Origin of the sequence: Achromobacter insolitus (assembly GCF_002209555.1) — a bacterium.
GTDB classification, from domain to species: domain Bacteria; phylum Pseudomonadota; class Gammaproteobacteria; order Burkholderiales; family Burkholderiaceae_B; genus Achromobacter; species Achromobacter insolitus.
Genome location: NZ_NJIF01000002.1, coordinates 672461 through 691491, shown reverse-complemented (window position 1 = coordinate 691491; position 19031 = coordinate 672461). Strand labels below are relative to the sequence as shown.

The 19031-nt window shown below is 64.9% G+C and carries 16 protein-coding genes; 9 read left to right on the top strand and 7 right to left on the bottom strand.

What is annotated here, in order from left to right:
• Nucleotides 1–4: 4 nt before the first annotated feature.
• Nucleotides 5–472, top strand: a complete 468-nt coding sequence (locus CEY08_RS08725) for a DUF1294 domain-containing protein (RefSeq protein ID WP_088607627.1) — start codon at nt 5–7, stop codon at nt 470–472.
• A gap of 229 nt (nt 473–701) precedes the next feature.
• Here the strand turns inward: CEY08_RS08725 and CEY08_RS29770 are convergent, their stop codons facing one another.
• Entirely contained in the window at nt 702–956 is a 255-nt protein-coding gene (locus CEY08_RS29770) for a hypothetical protein (RefSeq protein ID WP_126389510.1), read from the bottom strand.
• A 658-nt stretch (nt 957–1614) separates the two neighbouring features.
• Here CEY08_RS29770 and CEY08_RS08720 point away from each other — a divergent pair.
• Nucleotides 1615–2463: a DMT family transporter gene (locus CEY08_RS08720; protein WP_076817344.1), complete on the top strand. Its 849-nt coding sequence runs from the start codon at nt 1615–1617 to the stop codon at nt 2461–2463.
• 7 nt (nt 2464–2470) lie between these two features.
• Here CEY08_RS08720 and CEY08_RS08715 read toward each other — a convergent pair whose 3' ends face one another.
• Nucleotides 2471–3601 carry an FUSC family protein gene (locus CEY08_RS08715; RefSeq protein ID WP_076817342.1) on the bottom strand — a complete coding sequence of 377 codons (1131 nt, stop codon included), beginning with the start codon at nt 3599–3601 and terminating at the stop codon, nt 2471–2473.
• 189 nt (nt 3602–3790) lie between these two features.
• On the opposite strand from CEY08_RS08715, the gene CEY08_RS08710 reads away from it, so the two are divergent.
• On the top strand, nt 3791–4258 hold the full coding sequence (locus CEY08_RS08710) for a MarR family winged helix-turn-helix transcriptional regulator (RefSeq protein ID WP_076817340.1): 468 nt from the start codon (nt 3791–3793) through the stop codon (nt 4256–4258).
• A 29-nt stretch (nt 4259–4287) separates the two neighbouring features.
• Here the strand turns inward: CEY08_RS08710 and CEY08_RS08705 are convergent, their stop codons facing one another.
• The 4 genes from CEY08_RS08705 to CEY08_RS08690 form a co-directional block, all read right to left on the bottom strand.
• On the bottom strand, nt 4288–5604 hold the full coding sequence (locus tag CEY08_RS08705) for an MFS transporter (protein ID WP_042795386.1): 1317 nt from the start codon (nt 5602–5604) through the stop codon (nt 4288–4290).
• Between the two features lie 62 nt (nt 5605–5666).
• On the bottom strand, nt 5667–8648 hold the full coding sequence (locus CEY08_RS08700; protein WP_076817338.1) for a cytochrome c: 2982 nt from the start codon (nt 8646–8648) through the stop codon (nt 5667–5669).
• The gene (locus CEY08_RS08695) at nt 8645–9166 is read right to left on the bottom strand and encodes a (2Fe-2S)-binding protein (RefSeq protein ID WP_076817335.1); all 522 of its coding nucleotides are present in this window, start codon (nt 9164–9166) and stop codon (nt 8645–8647) included. The genes CEY08_RS08700 and CEY08_RS08695 overlap by 4 nt, the downstream gene beginning before the upstream one ends.
• A gap of 93 nt (nt 9167–9259) precedes the next feature.
• Nucleotides 9260–10417 (bottom strand): FAD-dependent monooxygenase, encoded by a 1158-nt coding sequence (locus tag CEY08_RS08690; RefSeq protein ID WP_042795388.1) that lies wholly within the window; start codon nt 10415–10417, stop codon nt 9260–9262.
• 330 nt (nt 10418–10747) lie between these two features.
• Between CEY08_RS08690 and CEY08_RS08685 the strand changes: the two genes are divergently transcribed.
• The 5 genes from CEY08_RS08685 (at nt 10748) to CEY08_RS08665 (ending at nt 16903) form a co-directional block, all read left to right on the top strand.
• On the top strand, nt 10748–11584 hold the full coding sequence (locus tag CEY08_RS08685) for an alpha/beta fold hydrolase (protein WP_042795389.1): 837 nt from the start codon (nt 10748–10750) through the stop codon (nt 11582–11584).
• 57 nt (nt 11585–11641) lie between these two features.
• Nucleotides 11642–12715, top strand: coding sequence for a 2,5-dihydroxypyridine 5,6-dioxygenase NicX family protein (locus tag CEY08_RS08680; RefSeq protein WP_076817333.1), 1074 nt, complete (start codon nt 11642–11644; stop codon nt 12713–12715).
• Complete coding sequence (locus tag CEY08_RS08675) at nt 12712–13380, top strand: N-carbamoylsarcosine amidohydrolase (RefSeq protein WP_042795392.1); 669 nt, start codon at nt 12712–12714, stop codon at nt 13378–13380. Before CEY08_RS08680 ends, CEY08_RS08675 begins: the two co-directional genes overlap by 4 nt.
• 70 nt (nt 13381–13450) lie before the next feature.
• Nucleotides 13451–15760 (top strand): xanthine dehydrogenase family protein molybdopterin-binding subunit, encoded by a 2310-nt coding sequence (locus CEY08_RS08670; RefSeq protein ID WP_076817330.1) that lies wholly within the window; start codon nt 13451–13453, stop codon nt 15758–15760.
• A gap of 126 nt (nt 15761–15886) precedes the next feature.
• Nucleotides 15887–16903, top strand: coding sequence for an amino acid ABC transporter substrate-binding protein (locus tag CEY08_RS08665; RefSeq protein WP_042795394.1), 1017 nt, complete (start codon nt 15887–15889; stop codon nt 16901–16903).
• A gap of 33 nt (nt 16904–16936) precedes the next feature.
• Here CEY08_RS08665 and CEY08_RS08660 read toward each other — a convergent pair whose 3' ends face one another.
• Nucleotides 16937–17857 carry a LysR family transcriptional regulator gene (locus CEY08_RS08660; RefSeq protein ID WP_042795395.1) on the bottom strand — a complete coding sequence of 307 codons (921 nt, stop codon included), beginning with the start codon at nt 17855–17857 and terminating at the stop codon, nt 16937–16939.
• 196 nt (nt 17858–18053) lie between these two features.
• Here CEY08_RS08660 and CEY08_RS08655 point away from each other — a divergent pair, with 196 nt between their 5' ends.
• Nucleotides 18054–19028 carry a Bug family tripartite tricarboxylate transporter substrate binding protein gene (locus CEY08_RS08655; RefSeq protein WP_076817328.1) on the top strand — a complete coding sequence of 325 codons (975 nt, stop codon included), beginning with the start codon at nt 18054–18056 and terminating at the stop codon, nt 19026–19028.
• Nucleotides 19029–19031 lie beyond the last annotated feature (3 nt).

Below are 19031 nucleotides of genomic sequence, written 5' to 3'. Positions count from 1 at the left end.
CCTGATGACCTTTAACGGAAAGCCGCGCGCCGCGTCTGTTCGCCTTCCAGCACGGCAAAAGCCGCCAAGGAACCCTGCGGCTTATCGCGCTAAGCGGCGTACAGGCTGGCAAATCTGGCTGGCACCCGCGTTTATCGTCGTCTACGCATTGGCGACCTTCCTGTGGAGGGTGCCGATCGTCGTGGGCGCATGCTATCTGGTGTTGAGCGCGCTGACTTTTGCGGCCTACGCCGCAGACAAGGCCGCCGCCCGCGCGGACCGCTGGAGGATTTCCGAAAGAACCTTGCATCTGCTCGCACTGGCCGGAGGCTGGCCGGGCGCATTGATCGCTCAGCAATGGCTGAGGCACAAGTCCATAAAGCCGGGCTTCCGCGCCGTGTTCTGGATCACGGTCGCCGTCAACCTTGCGGTCTTCCTGGCGTTGTGTTCACCTTATGGCAGGCCGCTGCTGGGTAGGCTCCTGCCTCAGTAATGCGCCCCGCACGGGCATTGCAGTACTGCCTGAATGCGACCTTGCCATCGAATTTGCGGCATTGCGCCGCGTTCGATCCGCTGTGGAAGCATGTGACCCTGGACATGCGCTCCAAGCACTACTACCAAGGCCCGAGGCGGCGCACGCAAGGCCAATTTCGAAGACAATCGGCAGAAAGAGAAAAATCCTAGCCATCACGAGTTCTCTCTTATACACAAGCCCGCCGCACTTAATTGCGATGCTCCTTACCTCGAGCGAAGCACTTCATAGCCAGAAACACACAAACATATATGGCCAAAGAGAGCATCAAAGAAAACGCGATTCCACTCAAATCCCATTGAGTGCCATCATAAAAATCGACAATAACTGTGCCGAGAAAAAACAAGCTCGCCGCAATAGCAGCCATACGATGACAACGTACACGAGGCTGCGAATCCTCCAAACCTATAAGATAGCCCATGATGGCTGCGAGAATTTCACCCATTATTTTCTTCCGATTTCATTCGAGAACTTCGTCCGTCAGCGGCCGCACATCGGACCATGGTTGGAACTACCGCAGTTCTTTCGCCACACTTGATTGCCCCCAAAATCGGCAGCAACCCTTTTAAGCGCCACATATTTATGCCGACCGAGAATATATGCCCTTGCAGCCGTAGAAGGTCCCACTACTGCCCCGCCAAGCAACGGATTGAGTGCACTTCGGTGGATCTCATTTTTAGCAACGCGCCTGCCATTAGGTCCGCATAAAAATTGCGAAGTCGGACTATTCCGACATGGGACGAACGAATGCCTACCGGCGCGCGCTGCGTAGCCCCCAACGCACGGTCCCCCCCGTCTACTCACTAGAGCGCGCGGCCCTCAATTTCATCCACCGCTCGGCGTAAAGGTGCAGCCCGGAGCCTCCGCCGTCACAGCTGGATGCTGCTGTGGCCAAGTACGCATGCGTTCAGCCAGGACGCGTCTGCACATGGTTCAGTTGACAGAGGTGCGCTGCCAACCATCCGTTCCGGTTCATGAAACCCTCTGCGAATCGGAGTCGTTGGTTTCGCCCACACGCGGGGGGCCGCGCTACGATGCTTCCATCGCACCCCCGCCTTGCCGAGATGCGATGCCCGAAGCTCCGCCCAAGGGAATACCGCGCCATGACGCTCCGCCTGCTCGCGCTCACCGTCCTCTCGCTGCTGTGCTTCGCCGGCAATTCGCTGCTGTGCCGCCTCGCGCTCAAACATACCGAGATAGATCCCGCCACCTTCGTCGCCATCCGCATTGGATCCGGCGCGGTGGTGCTGTGGCTGGTGCTGCGTCTGCGCAAGCCCGCCGGGCGTCTGGAGGGCAATTGGCATGGGGCGCTGGCGTTGCTGGCCTATGCGCTGGGTTTCGCTTATGCCTATACGCAAATCTCGGCGGGCACGGGAGCCTTGCTGCTGTTTGCGTCGATCCAGATCAGCATGATCCTGTATGGGCTGTTCATTGGCGAAAAGCTGAGCATGACACAGGGTCTGGACATAGGCCTGGCGGTGGCCGGGCTGGTCACGCTGATGCTGCCGAGCGTCAGCGCGCCGCCCTTGTTGCACGCCTTGCTGATGATCGTGGCCGGTATCGCGTGGGGCGCGTACTCATTGCTGGGCCGTAGCGCCAAGGATGCCGCGTCGGCGACGGCGGGCAATTTCATCCGGGCCACGCCGGCCGCGCTACTGCTGTTCCTGTTGCACGCCCTGGCATCGCACGTGGGGTACGACACTGCCGGCGTGGCGTATGCCGTCGCATCCGGCGCAGTGACCTCGGGCCTGGGCTATGTATTCTGGTACGCGGCGCTCAAGCAGCTGAAGGTGACCCATGCCGCCACGGTGCAGCTCAGCGTGCCCGTGCTGACGGCGTTCGGTGGCACGTTGTTCCTGGACGAGCCCGTGACCGGCATACTCGTGGTCGCCTCGGTACTGATATTGCTGGGCATTGCATTGGTGGTGCTGGTGAAGAAGCCGGCCGCCTGAGCAGCCTTCAGTTCACGCGCCGAGGCAGCACTGCGCGCATCCAGCGCGACAGTAGCGGCCTTATGCGCTGGTTATGCAGCAGCACGGCGCCTAGCGCGCCGATGAAGGCGCCGATCACCGTGTCCAGGAAACGCGCCTCGATCACCGCCGCGGGATAGCCTTGGCCCAGGTGCGGCGCTTCGGCCAGGAAGATCGTCAGCGGCGTGATCAGCACCACGGCACTGGCGTAGTGGCGCACCACCAGCGTTTCTATGCCGAAGGACAGCACCATCATCACCAGGCTCAGGGTCCAGACGTTCAGTGGCAGGCTCAACAAGGCCCATGCCACGCACAGGCCCACTGCAGTGCCCAGGATGCGATGCAGCTGGCGGTTCCAGGCCGCCATGAGGCTTGCCCCCTGGATGATGGCCAGGCAGCTGACCGGCACCCAGTAAGGACGCGGCAATTGCAGCAGTTCGGCCACCAACAGGGAAATTCCCACGAACAGGCCGATGATCACGGAGTCGTAGACGACGAAGTCGAAGGTGGGCTTGGGCAGCGCCGTTTCGGGCGGCGGCGGTGCGACCCGCGTCATGTGCAGTGAATAGGCAAATGCCACGAGGCACGCTACCAGGCTGCCAAGCGCGACCATGCCCACACGCGTGGGGATTTCCTCGACGCGTCCCGGTGTATAGGCCGCGATTGCCGTGGCCATGATGTAGAACAGGCTGCCCGGCGGCCCCAGCCGATAGCAGCGGCACACCATGTTCACCACCATGGCAATGAAAGTCAGCGCGGCGATCATCACCGTGGGCCAGAACTGCGTCAGCGCGCCCACCGCGTAGCAGGCAACCATGCCGAAGGATGCCGCCAGCAGCATCATCATGCGGTGCTGCAACGAGGAATTAGGCAAGCTCAGGAACACCATGCCGCCCAGGCTGGACATCAGGCCGTAATCCATGCGGCCGAAATAGGCGCCCACCAACAAGGGCAGGCCGGAAGACAGGGCGGCAGCCAAAGGCATTTCCCAGGGGCGGTCGCTGGCGTTGACCCGGATAAGCTCGCGCCATACGCCCAACAGCCGGGCTTTCGCGAAGGCAAAGGAATGCCATGGCTCGGGCTTGTGGCCGGGCTCCTGCGGCTCGTCAATTCTGCTCATGAGGCGACCTGATCTGGGATTCCATGCTTGCTATTGTCGTCGCGTGGCGGCAATGTGGATAGATGCGGGATTGGCGCCCCGCCCGCTGCATCACAGTAAAATCCAGACTCGGTCCGTAGGTTCAGCACGTCCATTGCGTGTGCCGTTGACAAAAATCATGATGCTCATTGCATTGCTTCGGATAGGCTTATGCGCAATATAAAAGGCAAGTCCTCGTCCAACACGGATGGCTATTTGTTTTCCGATCAAGTCGGTCACCTGCTACGGCGCGTCTATCAGCGGCATACCGCCCTGTTCCAGCAGTACATACCCGATTCCCAACTTACCGCCGCGCAGTTCGTCGTGCTGTGCTCAGTACGGGATAAGGGCGCGAGCTCGCTTGCCGATCTGGTCAAGGCGACGGTCATCGACCAGGCCACGGTGCGCGGCGTGGTCGACCGGCTGAAGCAGCGCGAATTGGTGCAGGTGGACCATGACCCGGTGGACCGGCGCAAGGTGGTCATCAACCTGACCCCCATCGGCCAGGAGTTGGTGCAGCAGATGGAGCCGTTCGCCAAGCAGATAACGGAAAGCACCTACGGCAACCTGAACCCCGCCGAGCGCGTGGCGCTGAACTATTTGCTGGCGAAAATGCTGAACGGCGACGAGCAGGACTGACCCGCTCGCCGCCGCCACTTACGTAAAGATCAATCGAGCGCGCGGTTGCGCGACTCTACGTCGACCAGCCAGATGGAAATGGCGCCCGCCACCAGCATGCTGGACAACACGACCAGCGACAGCGTGAAGTGGCTGGCCATGATGGGCGCGATGATGGCTGGCGCAAAGAGCCCGCCGAATCGCGCTACGGCGCCCGCCATGCCCATGCCGCTGGCGCGCAGGTCGGTGGGATAGACCTCGGGCGTGAACGCGTACAGCGCGCCCCACGTGCCCAGCAATGAAAAGCTCATCAGCAAGGTTGACCCGATAACCACGACCGGCGACGTGCCCAGGCTATACAACATGCATCCGGCCGCGCTGAGCAACAGGAAACCGATAAGCGTGGGCTTGCGGCCCCAACGCTCCACGCCATAGGCGGACAACGCAAAACCGGGCAATTGCACCAGCGCCAGGATCACCAGGAATTCCTGTCCGCGCATGAAGGCAAAGCCTTCCGTGCTGAGCTTCACCGGCAGATAGACGAAGACGCCGTAGTAGGCGATGGAGATCAACGCCCACGCCAGGAACAGCCCCAGGCTGCGGCGCCGGTAGCTGCCGGAAAACAGCGCAAACATGGATTTGTTGGCGGGGACCTCAGGTTGCAGGTGAGGCATATCTACATCGCGGCGATTGACTCGGGCCACGCGTTCCAGGACCTGACGCGCATGGTCCGATTTGCCGTTGCGGTTCAGGTACATGGGCGATTCGGGAATGTAGAAGCGCAGCACCACGCCGATCAATGCGGGCAGTCCGGTCACGAAGAAGATCACGCGCCACGCGTCATCGCCCCAGGAGGTCGCCGCCAGCGCCAGCAACGCGAGGAAGATGGTGCCCACGGCCCAGAACGATTCCAGCAACACCAGCCAGCGGCCACGGCGATCGCTGGGCAGGAACTCAGCCATCATCGTGTAGTCCACGGGCAGGGTTCCGCCCACGCCGATGCCCGTCAGGAACCTCAGGAACAAGAGCCAGGCGAACTCCGGCGCGAAGGCCGATGCCACGCCAGCGAAGGCGTCGATGATCACGGCAATCATCAGTACCGGGCGACGCCCGATGCGATCGGCCATGCGCCCGAAAACGAACGCGCCGATCAACATGCCAATGAAGAAGAACGTGCCGCTCTGCAGCGCCTGCGGCACGGTAATGCCGAACGTCTTTGCGATCGACGGGGCGCTGAAGCCGATCGACAGCACCTGCATGGCGTCGGCCATCCAGACCAGGCCGAATATCACGAAGAGCCGGTACTGAAACTTGCCGACGCCGGCCACCAGGATGGCCTTGTCCACGGAAACCAATGAAGCTGACATAGATGAAAAACCCCTTGTTGTGATCAACACAAACTGCCGCGCGCGTTGTGGCCGCGCTTCCTTTAGTTCAGCTCCGCGAGCTCGCGCAGCTTGCTAATCGTGTTCGTCGGGTCTGGCCACGCCTCTTGCTCGAGCGCATGGCGTTGCCGCAAGTAGCCGATCAAGTCGGCGATCTGCCTGTCGTCCAGGCTGTCTTTGAATCCCGGCATGTAGCCCAGCTCGCCGTTGGCGGGCTCCTGAATGCCGTGGAGGATCACCTGGATCAGGTTGTCGGGCGTGGCGGCGTGCAGGTTGGTGTTCGAGGCCAGCGGGGGCTTCACGCCAAACAGCGTCGGGCCGCTGCCGGCCTCATGGCAGACCGCGCACGCGTTCTGGTAGACGCGTTCGCCATTTGCGCGCCGCCCCTGAATGGACTGCAGGGTGGCCGCGGCGGGCGCGGATTGGGCCTTGGCGGCGGTGCCGGACGCCGGCGCCGCGCTGGCAGGATTGGGCGCGCTTGCGCCCGAGGCTTGCGGCAGGTCCAACAGGTAAGTGGAAATGGCTTTGAGATCGCTGTCCGGCAGCTCGGCCAAGCCGTGGATCACTGGCGCCATCGGACCCGCCGCCACGCCGTGCCTGGGCGAATACCCTGTGCGCAGGTACTGGAAAAGCTCGTCTTGCGTCCAGCCCCGGGAGCCCGTGGCCAATTGGTTCAGCGCGGGCGCTGACCAGCCCTCGGCCTCGCCGCCGGCCAGGTAATGCACCCCAGTTTTTTCCGCGCCCAGCGGGTTGCGAGGGGAGTGACATGCCGCGCAGTGCCCCGCTCCTTCCACCAGATAGGCGCCCCGCAGCCATTCCGCGCTGCGCGAGGGGTCCGGCGTGAATGGCTTGGCATCGTGGAACAACGCATTCCAGCCGGCCAGCAGCGGACGAAAACTGTAGGGAAATGCCAGTTGAGTCTTGGGCGGCTCAGCCCGTACAGCAGGCTGCGACATCAGGTAGCCATACAGCGCCTGCATGTCCGCGTCGCTCAGCTTGGCATAGGCTGTGTAGGGAAATGCCGGGTATAGCTGCCGACCGTCCTGATGCACGCCATGGCGCATGGCGCGCTCGAAAGCGGTGTATGACCAGCGTCCGATGCCGGTGTCGTTGTCGGGCGTGATGTTGGTGGTGTAGATCGTGCCAAAGGGCGTGTCCAGCGCGAGCCCGCCTGCATTGGCCTTGCCGCCGGGCGCCGTATGGCAGGCCACGCAATCACCCGCGGCCGCCACCAGCCGGCCGCGTTCGATTGCGCGCGACGAATACAAGGACACGTCCGGGCCGGCGGTCAACGGAAGCGCCGGCTTGACCGGCCAGAGCGCCGCCGCCATGCCCGCCACGCCTGCCATGCCGGCCGCCAGCCACATCCAGCCGCGGCGCAGCGGATTCCGCGTGCGCTCGCGGCCGCGGCTGGCTAGCGCCAAGCGCAACTGCTCGGTGTCAAACGGCGCTTGCCGCAGGCGCACGCCCGTCGCGTCCTGGATCGCATTGGCAATGGCGGCCGCGGCCGGCAGCGTCATGACGCCATCCATCGCGAGCTGCCCCTGGGTCACGACTTCGCCCTCGGCCGGATCGGGGTGCGAAAGCGCATTGGGCGCTTCCGGCAGACTCAGGGCGCGGCCAGGATCCCCGAGTCCACTGGGCGCGGGGCTGATCCAATCATCGAAGGCTGGCGGCCCCGCCAGCAGACGGCGGGCATTGGCCAACAACCGAGGTGTCTGGTGTTCGATAGCGGGCGTTATCGTCGCGCGCTGGGCCGCTCGCAGATGTTGGCTATCGTGGCCGGCCACCACCCGTGTGACATCGACCTGGCCGGTTTGCGGATGCACGGCGACCTCGGCCACCCAGGCGCTCCACACCATACGGGCCTCGCCCGTCTCGTCCACGCATTGCGCCTGCGCGGTGGCAAAGCCCTTGCCGCGCAGCGCGCCGGCCGGCGGCGCGTCATCGCCGCCATCAAGGGGCAAGCCTGCCCGTTCCACGACTTGCCGCGCAAGCTCCAACCCCTGCCCCTCAGGCAATTGTTGCAGCCGCCATGCAAGCGGGTCTTCGCCCAGGGCCAGGGCCTGCTCATGACTAAGGCTCTCCTGGGCGAACACCTGTGCCGCATTCAGCTCATCCACGCTGGCGTGCAAGGGCGGAACGGGCCGCTTGCCGGCATGCACGGCCACGCTGCCCTGCACCGTGGCCTGCGCCGCCGCGTACGCCTGTCCGGGCTGGCTCAACAGCCGCGCCAGACTGGGGCGCATCGCCCAGGGCGCATTCGAACATAACGCCAGGGGCCCGGCCTGGGTTTCAGGGATATCGGACGCCACGGCGCTTGCATCGGGTTCGGACACGACCGGCGTCTGCTCCAGCGGCACGGCCAGCGACAGCTCGCCACGCCCCTCGGCATGGCAGGCCACGCAGACGGGCCGCCCGACGGCCTGGGACAACAGCGCCGCTTCGGCGGCCGCGTCCATCAGATCCAGCGGATGGGGCGCGCCTGTTGCGATTGGCGACGCCTCCCCGGCATCGGCCACGGTCAGCCGTAAGGTTTCCTCGGGCTGCTGCAACAAGGCGGCCAGCTCGCGCCGCAGAATCTGCCGCACGCCGGGCGGGCACGCCGGCAGCCAAACGCCGGTATGCCCGTTAAGGCTCCATGCCGTGACCCGTGCGCCGGCATGCGGCTCGGCCAGCGGCAAGCGCAGGCCGTAGCGGATGTGGCCGGCGCGCGGCCCGGTCTGGAGAGAATGGCCGTCATCGGCGGCCTGCCACACAGGCGTGAGTTCCGCGGCCGCTTGCCGGGCATACAGCGGTGTCACCGCGACGACGCCCGCGAAATGCGCGCGCTGCACCGCCGCCACGACACCGGCCAGGCCACGGACCTCCGCCAGCCTCACGCTCAGCAATTGACTGCCGCGGTAGCGCGCGCCGTCCCACGCCAGTTCGGGCGGACGCAGCGCAACGCCGTGCAACAGATCGGCGGGCAGAACCGCCGGCAGGCCAGCCGCGCCGGCCGAAGCGGATAGACGTTCCGCGCTCATGATGCCGAATCGTCCGCGCCGCTGGCCGCGCGCAATTGCACGGCCCGCTTGGCCGCCAGCATGATTTCCACATGGGTGCCGCAACGGCACAGATTGTGGTGCAGCTCGCTGCGCAGCGCCTCTTCCGTAGGGCAGGGATCGCGGCGCAGCAGCGCCTCGACCGTCATGATCATTCCGTTCAGGCAGTAGCCGCATTGCGCCGCCTGGCAGTCGATGAACGCCTGCTGGGTCGGTCCAGGCCGCTGCCGCGTGCCCAGGCCTTCCAGCGTGGTGACCGCCCGCCCCTGCGCCGCCCTGACGGGAATTACACAGGAGCGCGCCGCCACGCCATCTATCAGCACCGTGCAGGCGCCGCACTCGCCCAGGCCGCAACCATACTTGGGGCTATTGAGCTCCAGGTCATTGCGCAAGACGTACAGCAGCGCCACATCGGGAGCTGCCGGCACCTCGTGCTCGGATCCGTTGACTGTCAAGCGGATCGGTTGCGGGGCACTGCTAGGGTAGACGGAGGATCCCATGGGCGTGGCGCGTGGTGGCTGGTTGAAAGGTAGGAAGGGTGCCGTTCCGCGGGCGGGGGATCAAGCCCCCCGATATCCGGCGCGGCTACGGCGTCACACCGCCACCCGGGCCTTAGGTTCGACCAGCGGTTCATTGAAAACGTCGTAACCGAAGCACCACGAAGGATCTTCATTGGTGCGCAGCCACGTGTTGTCGTGTGAAATGCGCTGCACTTTGCTGGCGCGTTCCGCGCGGTTTGCCTCATACAGCGCGAATGCCAGTTCGTGGTTGTTCACGCCCACTTCCTTGAAACACCGCGCCAGCATCGCACCGTCTTCTATGGCCATGGCCGCGCCCTGCGCCATGTGCGGTTTCATGGGATGGCAGGCATCGCCCAGCAGGACCATGCGCCCGCGGCTCCAAAGCGGCAGCGGATCACGTTCCAGCAAGGACCATTTGGTGACTTCCACCGTGGCATCGATCAGCGCTTGCACGGTCGGGTGCCAGCCGCTGAACGCTTCGCGCATTTCATCCTTGCTGCTGGGCAGCCAGCGGTCGTTCAGATCCCAGTGCTCAACCGGAACGCCGGTCACGTAATACAGCTCGTCGGCCTTGCCCGTCACGAAATAGACCATCATGTGGCGGTCGTCGCTCCACCACTTCACGCAGGCATCGAAGGGCAGCATCCCGTTCTTGACGGCCGGCGTGGGGAATACGGCGCGGTGCGCCAGATAACCGGCGTACTTAGGCAGTTCCGGTCCCAGCAGCTCTTCGCGGATCCGGGAGTTCACCCCGTCGGCCCCGATGACGATGTCCGCCTCTTCGGAGGTGCCGTCCGCAAAATGCATCACCACCACGTCGCCCCGGTCTTCGACCTTGACCAGCGACTTGCCGTAGGCCACGCACTGCTTGGGCAAGGCGTCGATCAGCAAGGCGTGGAAGTCGCCCCGATGCACCGTGAGATAGGACGCGCCATAGTGTTTGAGCGCGTAATCGCCCAGAGGGATGCGCGCCAGCTCATCGCCCGTTTGCCAATGGCGGCTGTACCAGTAGTCAGGATGAGAGCCTTGGGCATTCAGCGCGTCTTCGACGCCGATGCGCCGCAGGATCTTCATGACGTTGGGCCCCACATGGATACCGGCCCCTAGCCGCGAAAAACTCGCCGCCTGCTCATAGACGCGGACATTCAATCCTTCCTTGAGCAACAGCGCTGCGGTTGCTGCTCCGCCAAGACCGGCGCCAACAATGGCGATGCGGGGGGATGTAGACACGGGACTTCTCCTTGCTGGATGGTGACTGACTCGATAAGGGAATGCTTGGACGCATGGCGGGCCATCGCAAAGTGGGCCGCATCAGGGCGTCCTCACGGCAGCCTGGGCCGGAAATTAGGGAGTACACACTTTAATTTCCAGGATTGGCCAACACTAAGCAAAGGCAAGCTGTAAGCCTAAATTCAAAAATATCGCCAAATATTCATTCGTTTAGGTGAAAACCACTACTACAACCGGGTTGGCTTTCCGCATCGCTCTTTGCAAGAATAGAGCGTATACGCTTATTTTGGATTTATCGAAAACCCTAGGCCCATCCGCTCAAGGCAGACCATGACGAAGAACTCCAGCACTTATCTCTACGGCGGCCACGTCCACGCCAACGGCATCCGCCAGCACTACCTGCGCTATGGCGGCAGCACGGACGAGCGCGCCGGCCGCCCCGCGGTCATCATCATCCCGGGCATCACCAGCCCCGCCGTCACCTGGGGCTTCGTGGCCGAACAGATCGGCCGCCAGTTCGACACCTATGTGCTGGACGTACGCGGACGCGGACTATCGGAGTCGGGGCCGGACCTGGACTACGGCCTGGACGCGCAAGCGGCCGACGTGACGGCCTTCGCGCAGGCTCTGGGCCTGGAACGCTACGCACTGGTCGGCCATTCCATGGGCGGCCGGATTGCCGTGCGCGCCGCGAGCAAGAAGCCGCAAGGCCTGGCGCGCCTGGTCATCGTGGACCCGCCCGTGTCCGGGCCGGGCCGCCGCGCCTACCCCGCCAATCTGGCCTGGTACGTGGATTCCATCCGGCTCGCCACGCGTGGCATGACTGCCGAAGACATGCGCGCGTTCTGCCCCACCTGGACCGAGGCGCAGCGCCAATTGCGCGCCCAGTGGCTGCACACCTGCCACGAACCGGCCATTGTCCAGAGCTTCGAGGATTTCGGCCGTGACGATATCCACGCCGACCTGCCCCGCATCGACCTGCCCCTGCTGCTGATGACCGCCGAAAGAGGAGGTGTCGTCACCGACGAGGACGTGGCCGAATGGCAAGGCCTTGCGCCGCAGACCCTGCATGTGCGTGTGCCCGGAGCAGGCCACATGATTCCCTGGGACAACGAAGCCGGGTTCTACGCCGCCTTTGGCGACTTTCTTGGCCGCCCCCTGGACTGACACCGCGAGCGGGGCCCCCGCGCTCCGCCCCCCCACTCTGCCGCCCAAGGAACCCTCATGTCCGTCAGCGATATCGATCTGATCCATGCCTGGAAACAGGTGCTTGCGCTTTCCCGGCTTGAAGCCGGCCAGATAGTCACCGTGCTTACCGGCGCCGACACGCACCCGCAGACCCTGCGCTGCGCCATCGCCGCGGCCACCGACATGGGCGCGCGCGTCAACCGGCTGGACCTGCCGCCCGTGAACGCCGAAAAGTCCATCAGCCGCGACGCCCTGGCCTATCTCGGCACCACGCCGCTGACGGGCAATGCGGCCGCCATCGCCGCCCTGACGGCCAGCGACCTGGTGCTGGACCTGATGACGCTGCTGTTCTCCCCGGAACAGCACGAGATCCTGCAGACTGGCACCAAGATCCTGCTGGCGATCGAACCGCCCGAAGTGCTTTGCCGGCTGGTGCCTTCCGAGGCGGATCGCACTCGCGTGCAGGCTGCTGCCCGCCAGATCGAAGCGTCCCGCCAGATGCACATCACGTCCGCGGCCGGCACCGACCTGCGCTGCAAGCTTGGCGACTTCCCGGCCATCTCCGAATACGGTTTCGTGGACCAACCGGGCCGCTGGGACCACTGGCCCAGCGGCTTCGTGCTGACCTGGCCCAACGAAGGCCAAAGCGAAGGCCGCGTGGTGCTGGACCGCGGGGACATCCTGCTCCCCATGAAAGACTACGTGACCGAGCCGATCGAGCTCGTCATCGAAAAGGGCTATGTCACCCGCATCAGCGGCGGACTGCAGGCCGACATTCTCAAGGAATACATGGCCGCCTACGAAGACCCCGAGGCCTATGCCGTGTCGCATATCGGGTGGGGCCTGCAACCACGCGCCCAATGGTCGATGCTGGCCCACTACAACAAAGAGGCCCATATCGGCATGGACGCGCGCGCCTTCGAAGGCAACTTCCTGTGGTCCATGGGCCCCAATAACGAAGCCGGCGGCAGCCGCACTACCGCCTGCCACATCGATATCCCGATGCGCCGCTGCAGCGTCGCGCTGGACGGCCAGCCTGTCGTGATCGAAGGCGTCGTGCAGGATCCGCCCGGACTGGCCCGTGCCGCCCGCCTTGGAGCACCCAAATGAACCCGACCAAAACTTCTCTTTCGCCAGACCCCGCGGTTGCCGGCGTGGCAGGCGATATTTCCGCGTATGCGCGGCAAGGCTTCGGCACCCCGCTGCCCCTTAAGCCTCCCTTCGGGCTGCTCATCATCGACTTCGTCAATGGCTTTGCCGACCCGGCCGTCCTGGGCGGAGGCAACATCCCTGCCGCCATCGCGCAGACACGCCATCTGCTGGCCCATGCCCGGGCTTGCGGCTGGCCTGTGGCGCACAGCCGCATCGTGTTTTCGGACGACGACGCCGACAGCAACATCTTTTGCCTGAAAGTGCCCGCCATGCTGGCGCTGAAAGAGCACAGCCACAACAGCGCCATCGTGCCGGAACTGGCGCCTGCCGCCGGCGAGTATGTCGTGCGCAAAAGCACGCCATCCGCGTTCTTCGGCACCATGCTGGCGCCCTGGCTGGCCCAGCGCGGCGTGCAGACGCTGTTGGTTGCCGGCTGCGTAACCAGCGGCTGCGTGCGGGCCAGCGTGGTGGACGCCATGCAGGCGGGATTCCGGCCGTTGGTCGTGTCCGACTGCTGCGGCGACCGCGCGCTGGGGCCCCATGACGCCAACCTGTTCGACATGGCGCAGAAGTACGCTGCCGTCATGCCCCTGGACCAGGCAATCGCCGACACCCGACAATGACACGGCCCAGCGAACCTGTGGGCCCCCGGTGCCTGCATAATTCCCTATCGGCCAGCACTCCGTCAGCCTCATGAACCTGCCTCAGCCCAAAGAAATGCTTGGCGCGCTGCTTGCGCACCCCAACGCCCTGCTGGTCGTGCGGGAGCCCTCGGCTGCGCCGCGGCCCGCGCCCGGCCAGCCCGGGGTTGCGTCGGACTACGTGCAGGCCACGCCCGAGGTCTTCATCGCGGTGCTGGGCGGCAGCAGCGAACCCTTACAGGACGCAAGGTCCGAGGGCTGGCGCGTGCTTGCCTTCAACGGCCATGTGGACCTGGGCACCGGCATCCGCACTTCGCTCGCCCAGATCGTCGCGGAAGAGCTTGATGTCCCGTTGTCGCGCCTGGACATGGTGTTGGGGCACACCAATGCCGCCCCGAACCAGGGCCCCACCATCGCCAGCGCCACCATCCAGATATCGGCGGTGCCGCTGCGCCGCGCCGCGGCCCAGGCCCGCGAGCATCTGCTGACCCTGGCAGCGCGCCAATGGAATGTTCCACGCGACGCGCTGCGGGTGCGCGACGGCGTGATCCGGCTTGCCGACGCTGGCGACTCGCGCCGGCTGCACTATGGAGAGCTGTTGCGCGGCCAGCACATACGGTTGCTGCTGGCGCCCCCGGACCAGGAAGTCCGTCTCAAGCCCGCAGAGGAATACCGGATCGTGGGCCAGACTGTTGCCCGCGTGGACATTCCCGCCAAGGCCACGGGCGAACTCAGCTTTGTGCATGACGTGCGCGTGCCGGGCATGCGGCATGGACGCGTGATCCGCCCGCCCCACCCCGGACGCGACGCAGGCGACTTCATCGGACGCAGCCTGGCCGAACTGGACCGCGAATCCATCGCCCATCTGCCCGGCAACGTGCAAGTAGTGGCGCAAGGCGATTTCATTGGCGTGGTGGCGGACCGCGAAGAACAGGCGATCGCGGCCATGCGTGCATTGAAAGTGCGCTGGAAACCCATCCCCGCCGCGCCCCGTTTGGACAAGCTTGAGGCTGCCATCCGCGCCAACCCCTCCACCGCCCGGCCCCTGATCGACGAAGGCGACGTGGACGCCGCCTGCGCCGCTGCGGCCACGCACCTGCGCCGCAGCTACGTGTGGCCCTACCAGATGCATGCGTCCATAGGCCCGTCGTGCGCGGTCGCCGACTTCAGCGATGGCCGCCTGACGGTCTGGACAGGCACGCAGAATCCCCACATGCTGCGCGCCGACCTGAACCGCTTGCTTCGGCTGGGCGAGGATCGCATTGAATTGGTGCGCCTGGAGGCAGCGGGCTGCTATGGCCGAAACTGCGCGGACGACGTCTGTGCCGACGCGGCATTGTTGTCGATCGCGGTCGGCGCCCCGGTCCGTGTGCAACTCACGCGTGAACAGGAGCACCAATGGGAACCCAAAGGCACCGGCCAGTTGATGGACGTAAGCGCCGCCATCGACGCCAACGGCGAGCTGTCGGCCTATGACTTCGCCGTTCGCTATCCGTCCAACGATGCGCCATTGCTGGCGCTCTTGCTGACAGGCGCCATTCCCGCCGAACCCCGCACGCTCGAAATGGGCGACCGCACGGCGGCGCCCCCCTATCGCTATCCGAACCGGCGCATCGTCTGCCACGACATGGCGCCACTGGTGCGCGCCTCGTGGTTGCGCGGGGTGTCGGCCCTGCCCAATTCCTTTGCGCACGACTGCATGATCGACGAGCTGGCGCACGCGGCCGGCGCCGATCCCGTCGAATACCGCATCCGCCATCTGGACGATGCGCGCGCCGTCGCCTTGCTGGAAGCGACGGCCGCCCGCGCGCAATGGCGCCGGTCGACGCCCGGCAGCCGGGGCCGCCCGGGCGCCGACGGCCGACTGCATGGCCGGGGCGTCGCGTATGCGCGCTACGTGCACAGCAAATTCCCCGGCTTCGGCGCCGCTTGGGCCGCCTGGGTCATCGACCTGAACGTGGATCCCGCTACCGGCCGCATCGAGGTCGAACGCATCGTCGTCGGCCAGGACACCGGCATGGTCGTCAATCCCGAGGGCGTTCGCCACCAGATCCACGGCAACGTCAATCAGACGCTAAGCCGCAGTCTGTTGGAAAAGGTCGTCTTCGACGACGCTGGCGTGGCCTGCCGGGAATGGGGCGGATATCCCATCATGGGCTTCAAGCACCTGCCTGCCATCGACGTGCTGCTGATGCCGCGGCAGGACGAGCCGCCCATGGGAGCCGGTGAATCCGCCTCGGTGCCAGGCCCCGCCGCGATCGCCAACGCGCTCTTCGACGCAACGGGACTGCGCTTCTACGAGGCGCCCTTTACTCCCGATGCCGTGCGCGCGGCGCTGTTCCCGGCCGCTCACGCATCGTAAATTCCGCCTCGTGGATTTAACGGGAATTCCCTGATATTCCCGCTCCGGCCCGATGGCTACCATTCCGCGCACGTCAGCCCACCGGCTGCCATATCCCCCCTAGTGCATACGCTGCGCGGAGACATCATGAAAGCATTCAAACTGGCCGCGGCAGGCACCGCCTTACTGATCTCGTCCTGGGCCGCCCACGCCGGCGCGACGTTCGAGGCGGTCAAGAACAAGGGCTTCGTCCAATGCGGCGTGTCCACCGGCGTCGCCGGCTTCTCCGTGAACGACAGCAAGGGCGGCTGGATCGGCCTGGACGTGGACCTGTGCCGCGCGCTGGCCATCACCATGTTCGGCGACGCCTCCAAGGCCAAGATCATGGCCGTCAGCGCGCTGCAGCGCTTCACCGCCCTGCAGTCCGGCGAGGTCGACGTCCTGCCGCGCAACACCACCCTGTCGCTCACCCGCGACACCACGCTGGGCCTGATCGGCGTGGGCGTGAACTACTACGACAGCCAGGGCATCATGGTGAACAAAGCCCTGAACGTAAAAAGCGCCAAGGAACTGGACGGCGCCACGGTCTGCGTCCAACCCGGCACCACCACTGAACTGAACCTGGCCGACTGGTTCCGTTCGCAGAACATCGTCTTCAAACCCGTGGTCGTCGAACGCCTGGACGAGATCATCCGCGCATTCGCCGTGGGCCGTTGCGACGCCTTCACCGGCGACAAGTCGCAGCTGGCCGCCGCGCGCAGCAACCTCGAGAACCCGGAAAAGTACGACATCCTGCCGGAGAACTTCTCCAAGGAGCCGCTGGGCCCCATGGTCCGCCAGGGCGACGAGCAATGGTTCAACGTCGTGCGCTGGACCATGTTCGCCATGCTGGAAGCCGAGGAATACGGCATCACTTCCAAGAACGTGGATGAAATGCTCAAGAGCACCAATCCCAACGTGCAGCGCCTCTTGGGCGTGACCCCGGGCATGGGCAAGAACCTGGGCGTGGACGACAAGTGGGCCTACAACATCATCAAGCACATCGGCAATTACGGCGAGAGCTTTGAGAAGAACCTGGGCCCCAGCAGCCCGCTGAAGCTGCCGCGCGGCCTGAACGCTTCGTACCGCGACGGCGGCCTGATGTACGGCTGGCCGGTGCGCTAAGCAGCGCAGCAAGCCCGACACAGGCATCGCCCGCTACGGCTTCGCGCCGTGGAACAGGGGCGATGCCTGGATTCTTTCCAGCATGCCTCTTGCCGCGCTGGTCAAGGGCCGGTTGGCCCGCACGATCAGCCGCGTCTGCGCCGCCTCGAAGATGGGATTGGTGGTGCGCAGCGCCACCAGTTCGCCCCGGGCAACCTCCTTCACCACGGAATTGGCTGAGGTAAAGGTCAGCCCCAGGCGGCTTTCCACATAGCGTTTCAGCGTCACCACAGAGTTGGCGATGAAGCTGGGCGACAGCACGATGTTTTCCGACAGCTCCGCCATCTCGATCAACTGGCGCAGGCCGAATCCCGGCCCCATCAATGCGACGGGATAGCGCGCCACGTCCTTGAGCGCCGGCCGCTTGCGCTGCCGCGCCAGCGGATGATCCGGCCAGGCGATCACGCATAGCGGGTGCGTGCGCGTGTGCACCACGCGTATGCCCGGATCCGCGGGTGCGCCGAACACCACGCCGATGTGGGCATCGTCATGCACGACGGCGCGGACCGCATCGGAAGCGCCCGCCACCTTCAGGGACACGCGCACGCCGGGATGCTGGCGGCAGAATTCGTCCACCACGCCGCTCATCAGGATATCCACGAAGCCCTCGCTGGCAACGATCTGGATATCACCGCGCTGCAAGCCGTTGACCTCGTCCAGCCGCGCCCGCAGGGCCTGTTCGCTGGCCTGGCGGTCACGGCAGTGATCCATCACGATGGCAGCCATATCGGTGGGAACGATGCCGCGGCCCTTGCGCTCCAGCAACGCGACGCCAAGCTCCGTTTCCAGCAGCTGGATCTGGCGGCTGACGATGGAAGGCTCCACGCCCAGGCGTTCAGCTGCCCCGCGCACCGATCCGGCCGTGACCGCTTCGAAGAAGTACTGCAAGCGCCGCGCGCTCAAGCCGCCGTCCATGGCCTTCTCCCTATTCGATTTCAGCAATTTCGAAAAATCGTTGCCTTTTTGGCAACAAAATTCCTTTTAGCTTACATTGATTTACAGGGTGGCGATTGCGAATAATGCGCGTACTTTCAATCCGCTCGGTTGCGGTCGAACGCTGGAACAAGCGACGGCGGCAATGCGAGGTAACGCCCATTTCGAGCCTTAAAGCATGAAACCCTTCGCTTCGATCCTCGCTGCCGCAACCCTGAGCGTAGTCTGTCAACAAGCCGCGTTCGCCTCGCCGGAAGCCGCCTACCCGACCAAGCCCGTCAAGGTCGTGGTCGGCTATGCGCCGGGCGGCTCGTCGGATGCCGTGGCCCGGCTGATCGCCGGCCGCCTGTCGGACAAGCTGGGCCAGACCTTCGTGGTCGAGAACCGCCCGGGCGCCGCCAGCAACATCGCCGCGGCCACCGTCGCGCGCTCGCCCAACGACGGCTACACCATCCTGCTGGGCTCGAATGCCAGCACCATCAACGTGTCGCTCTACAAAGAGCTGTCCTTCGACTTCCAGAAGGACTTCGCGCCGGTGGCGCTGCTGACGCGCTTTCCCAACATCATGGTGGTGAACAACACCGTGCCGGCCAAGACGGTGCAGGAGTTCATCACCTACGCCAAGGCCAACCCCAAGAACATCTTCTTCGCGTCGTCCGGCGCGGGCTCGTCGACCCGCCTGTCGGCCGAACTGTTCAAGATGATGACCGGCGTCGAGATGGAGCACGTGCAATACAAGGGCAGCGCGCCCGCCCTGACCGACCTGATGGCGGGCCGGATCCAGGTGATGTTCGACACGGCGCCTTCCGTCATGCCGCTCATCAAGGGCGACAAGCTGCGCGCGCTGGGCGTCACCAGCGCCACCACCCAGCCCTTCGCCCCGGAGATTCCCACCATCGATGCAAGCGTCAAGGGCTACGAAATGACGTCCTGGTACGCGCTGTTCGCGCCGGCCGGCACGCCCGCGGGCATCGTGGAAAAGCTTAACAAGGAAGTCAACGCCATCCTGGAAGAGAAGGACATCCAGGAGAAGCTCGCCGGCATGGTCGCCACGCCCGGCGGCGGCACGCCCGAGGAACTGCGCAAGCACGTCGCTTCTGAAATCGCCAAATACGCCGATGTGGTCAAGGCCTCCGGCGCCACCGCGGACTAAGCT

Bases quoted from the DNA above. Each gene is read 5' to 3' on its own strand.
- CEY08_RS29770 (WP_126389510.1), bottom strand. From the start codon at position 956: ATGGGTGAAATTCTCGCAGCCATCATGGGCTATCTTATAGGTTTGGAG.
- CEY08_RS08700 (WP_076817338.1), bottom strand. From the start codon at position 8,648: ATGAGCGCGGAACGTCTATCCGCTTCGGCCGGCGCGGCTGGCCTGCCG.
- CEY08_RS08665 (WP_042795394.1), top strand. From the start codon at position 15,887: ATGAAAGCATTCAAACTGGCCGCGGCAGGCACCGCCTTACTGATCTCG.
- CEY08_RS08715 (WP_076817342.1), bottom strand. From the start codon at position 3,601: ATGAGCAGAATTGACGAGCCGCAGGAGCCCGGCCACAAGCCCGAGCCA.
- CEY08_RS08675 (WP_042795392.1), top strand. From the start codon at position 12,712: ATGAACCCGACCAAAACTTCTCTTTCGCCAGACCCCGCGGTTGCCGGC.
- CEY08_RS08725 (WP_088607627.1), top strand. From the start codon at position 5: ATGACCTTTAACGGAAAGCCGCGCGCCGCGTCTGTTCGCCTTCCAGCA.
- CEY08_RS08670 (WP_076817330.1), top strand. From the start codon at position 13,451: ATGAACCTGCCTCAGCCCAAAGAAATGCTTGGCGCGCTGCTTGCGCAC.
- CEY08_RS08680 (WP_076817333.1), top strand. From the start codon at position 11,642: ATGTCCGTCAGCGATATCGATCTGATCCATGCCTGGAAACAGGTGCTT.
- CEY08_RS08655 (WP_076817328.1), top strand. From the start codon at position 18,054: ATGAAACCCTTCGCTTCGATCCTCGCTGCCGCAACCCTGAGCGTAGTC.
- CEY08_RS08660 (WP_042795395.1), bottom strand. From the start codon at position 17,857: ATGGACGGCGGCTTGAGCGCGCGGCGCTTGCAGTACTTCTTCGAAGCG.
- CEY08_RS08720 (WP_076817344.1), top strand. From the start codon at position 1,615: ATGACGCTCCGCCTGCTCGCGCTCACCGTCCTCTCGCTGCTGTGCTTC.
- CEY08_RS08705 (WP_042795386.1), bottom strand. From the start codon at position 5,604: ATGTCAGCTTCATTGGTTTCCGTGGACAAGGCCATCCTGGTGGCCGGC.
- CEY08_RS08695 (WP_076817335.1), bottom strand. From the start codon at position 9,166: ATGGGATCCTCCGTCTACCCTAGCAGTGCCCCGCAACCGATCCGCTTG.
- CEY08_RS08710 (WP_076817340.1), top strand. From the start codon at position 3,791: ATGCGCAATATAAAAGGCAAGTCCTCGTCCAACACGGATGGCTATTTG.
- CEY08_RS08685 (WP_042795389.1), top strand. From the start codon at position 10,748: ATGACGAAGAACTCCAGCACTTATCTCTACGGCGGCCACGTCCACGCC.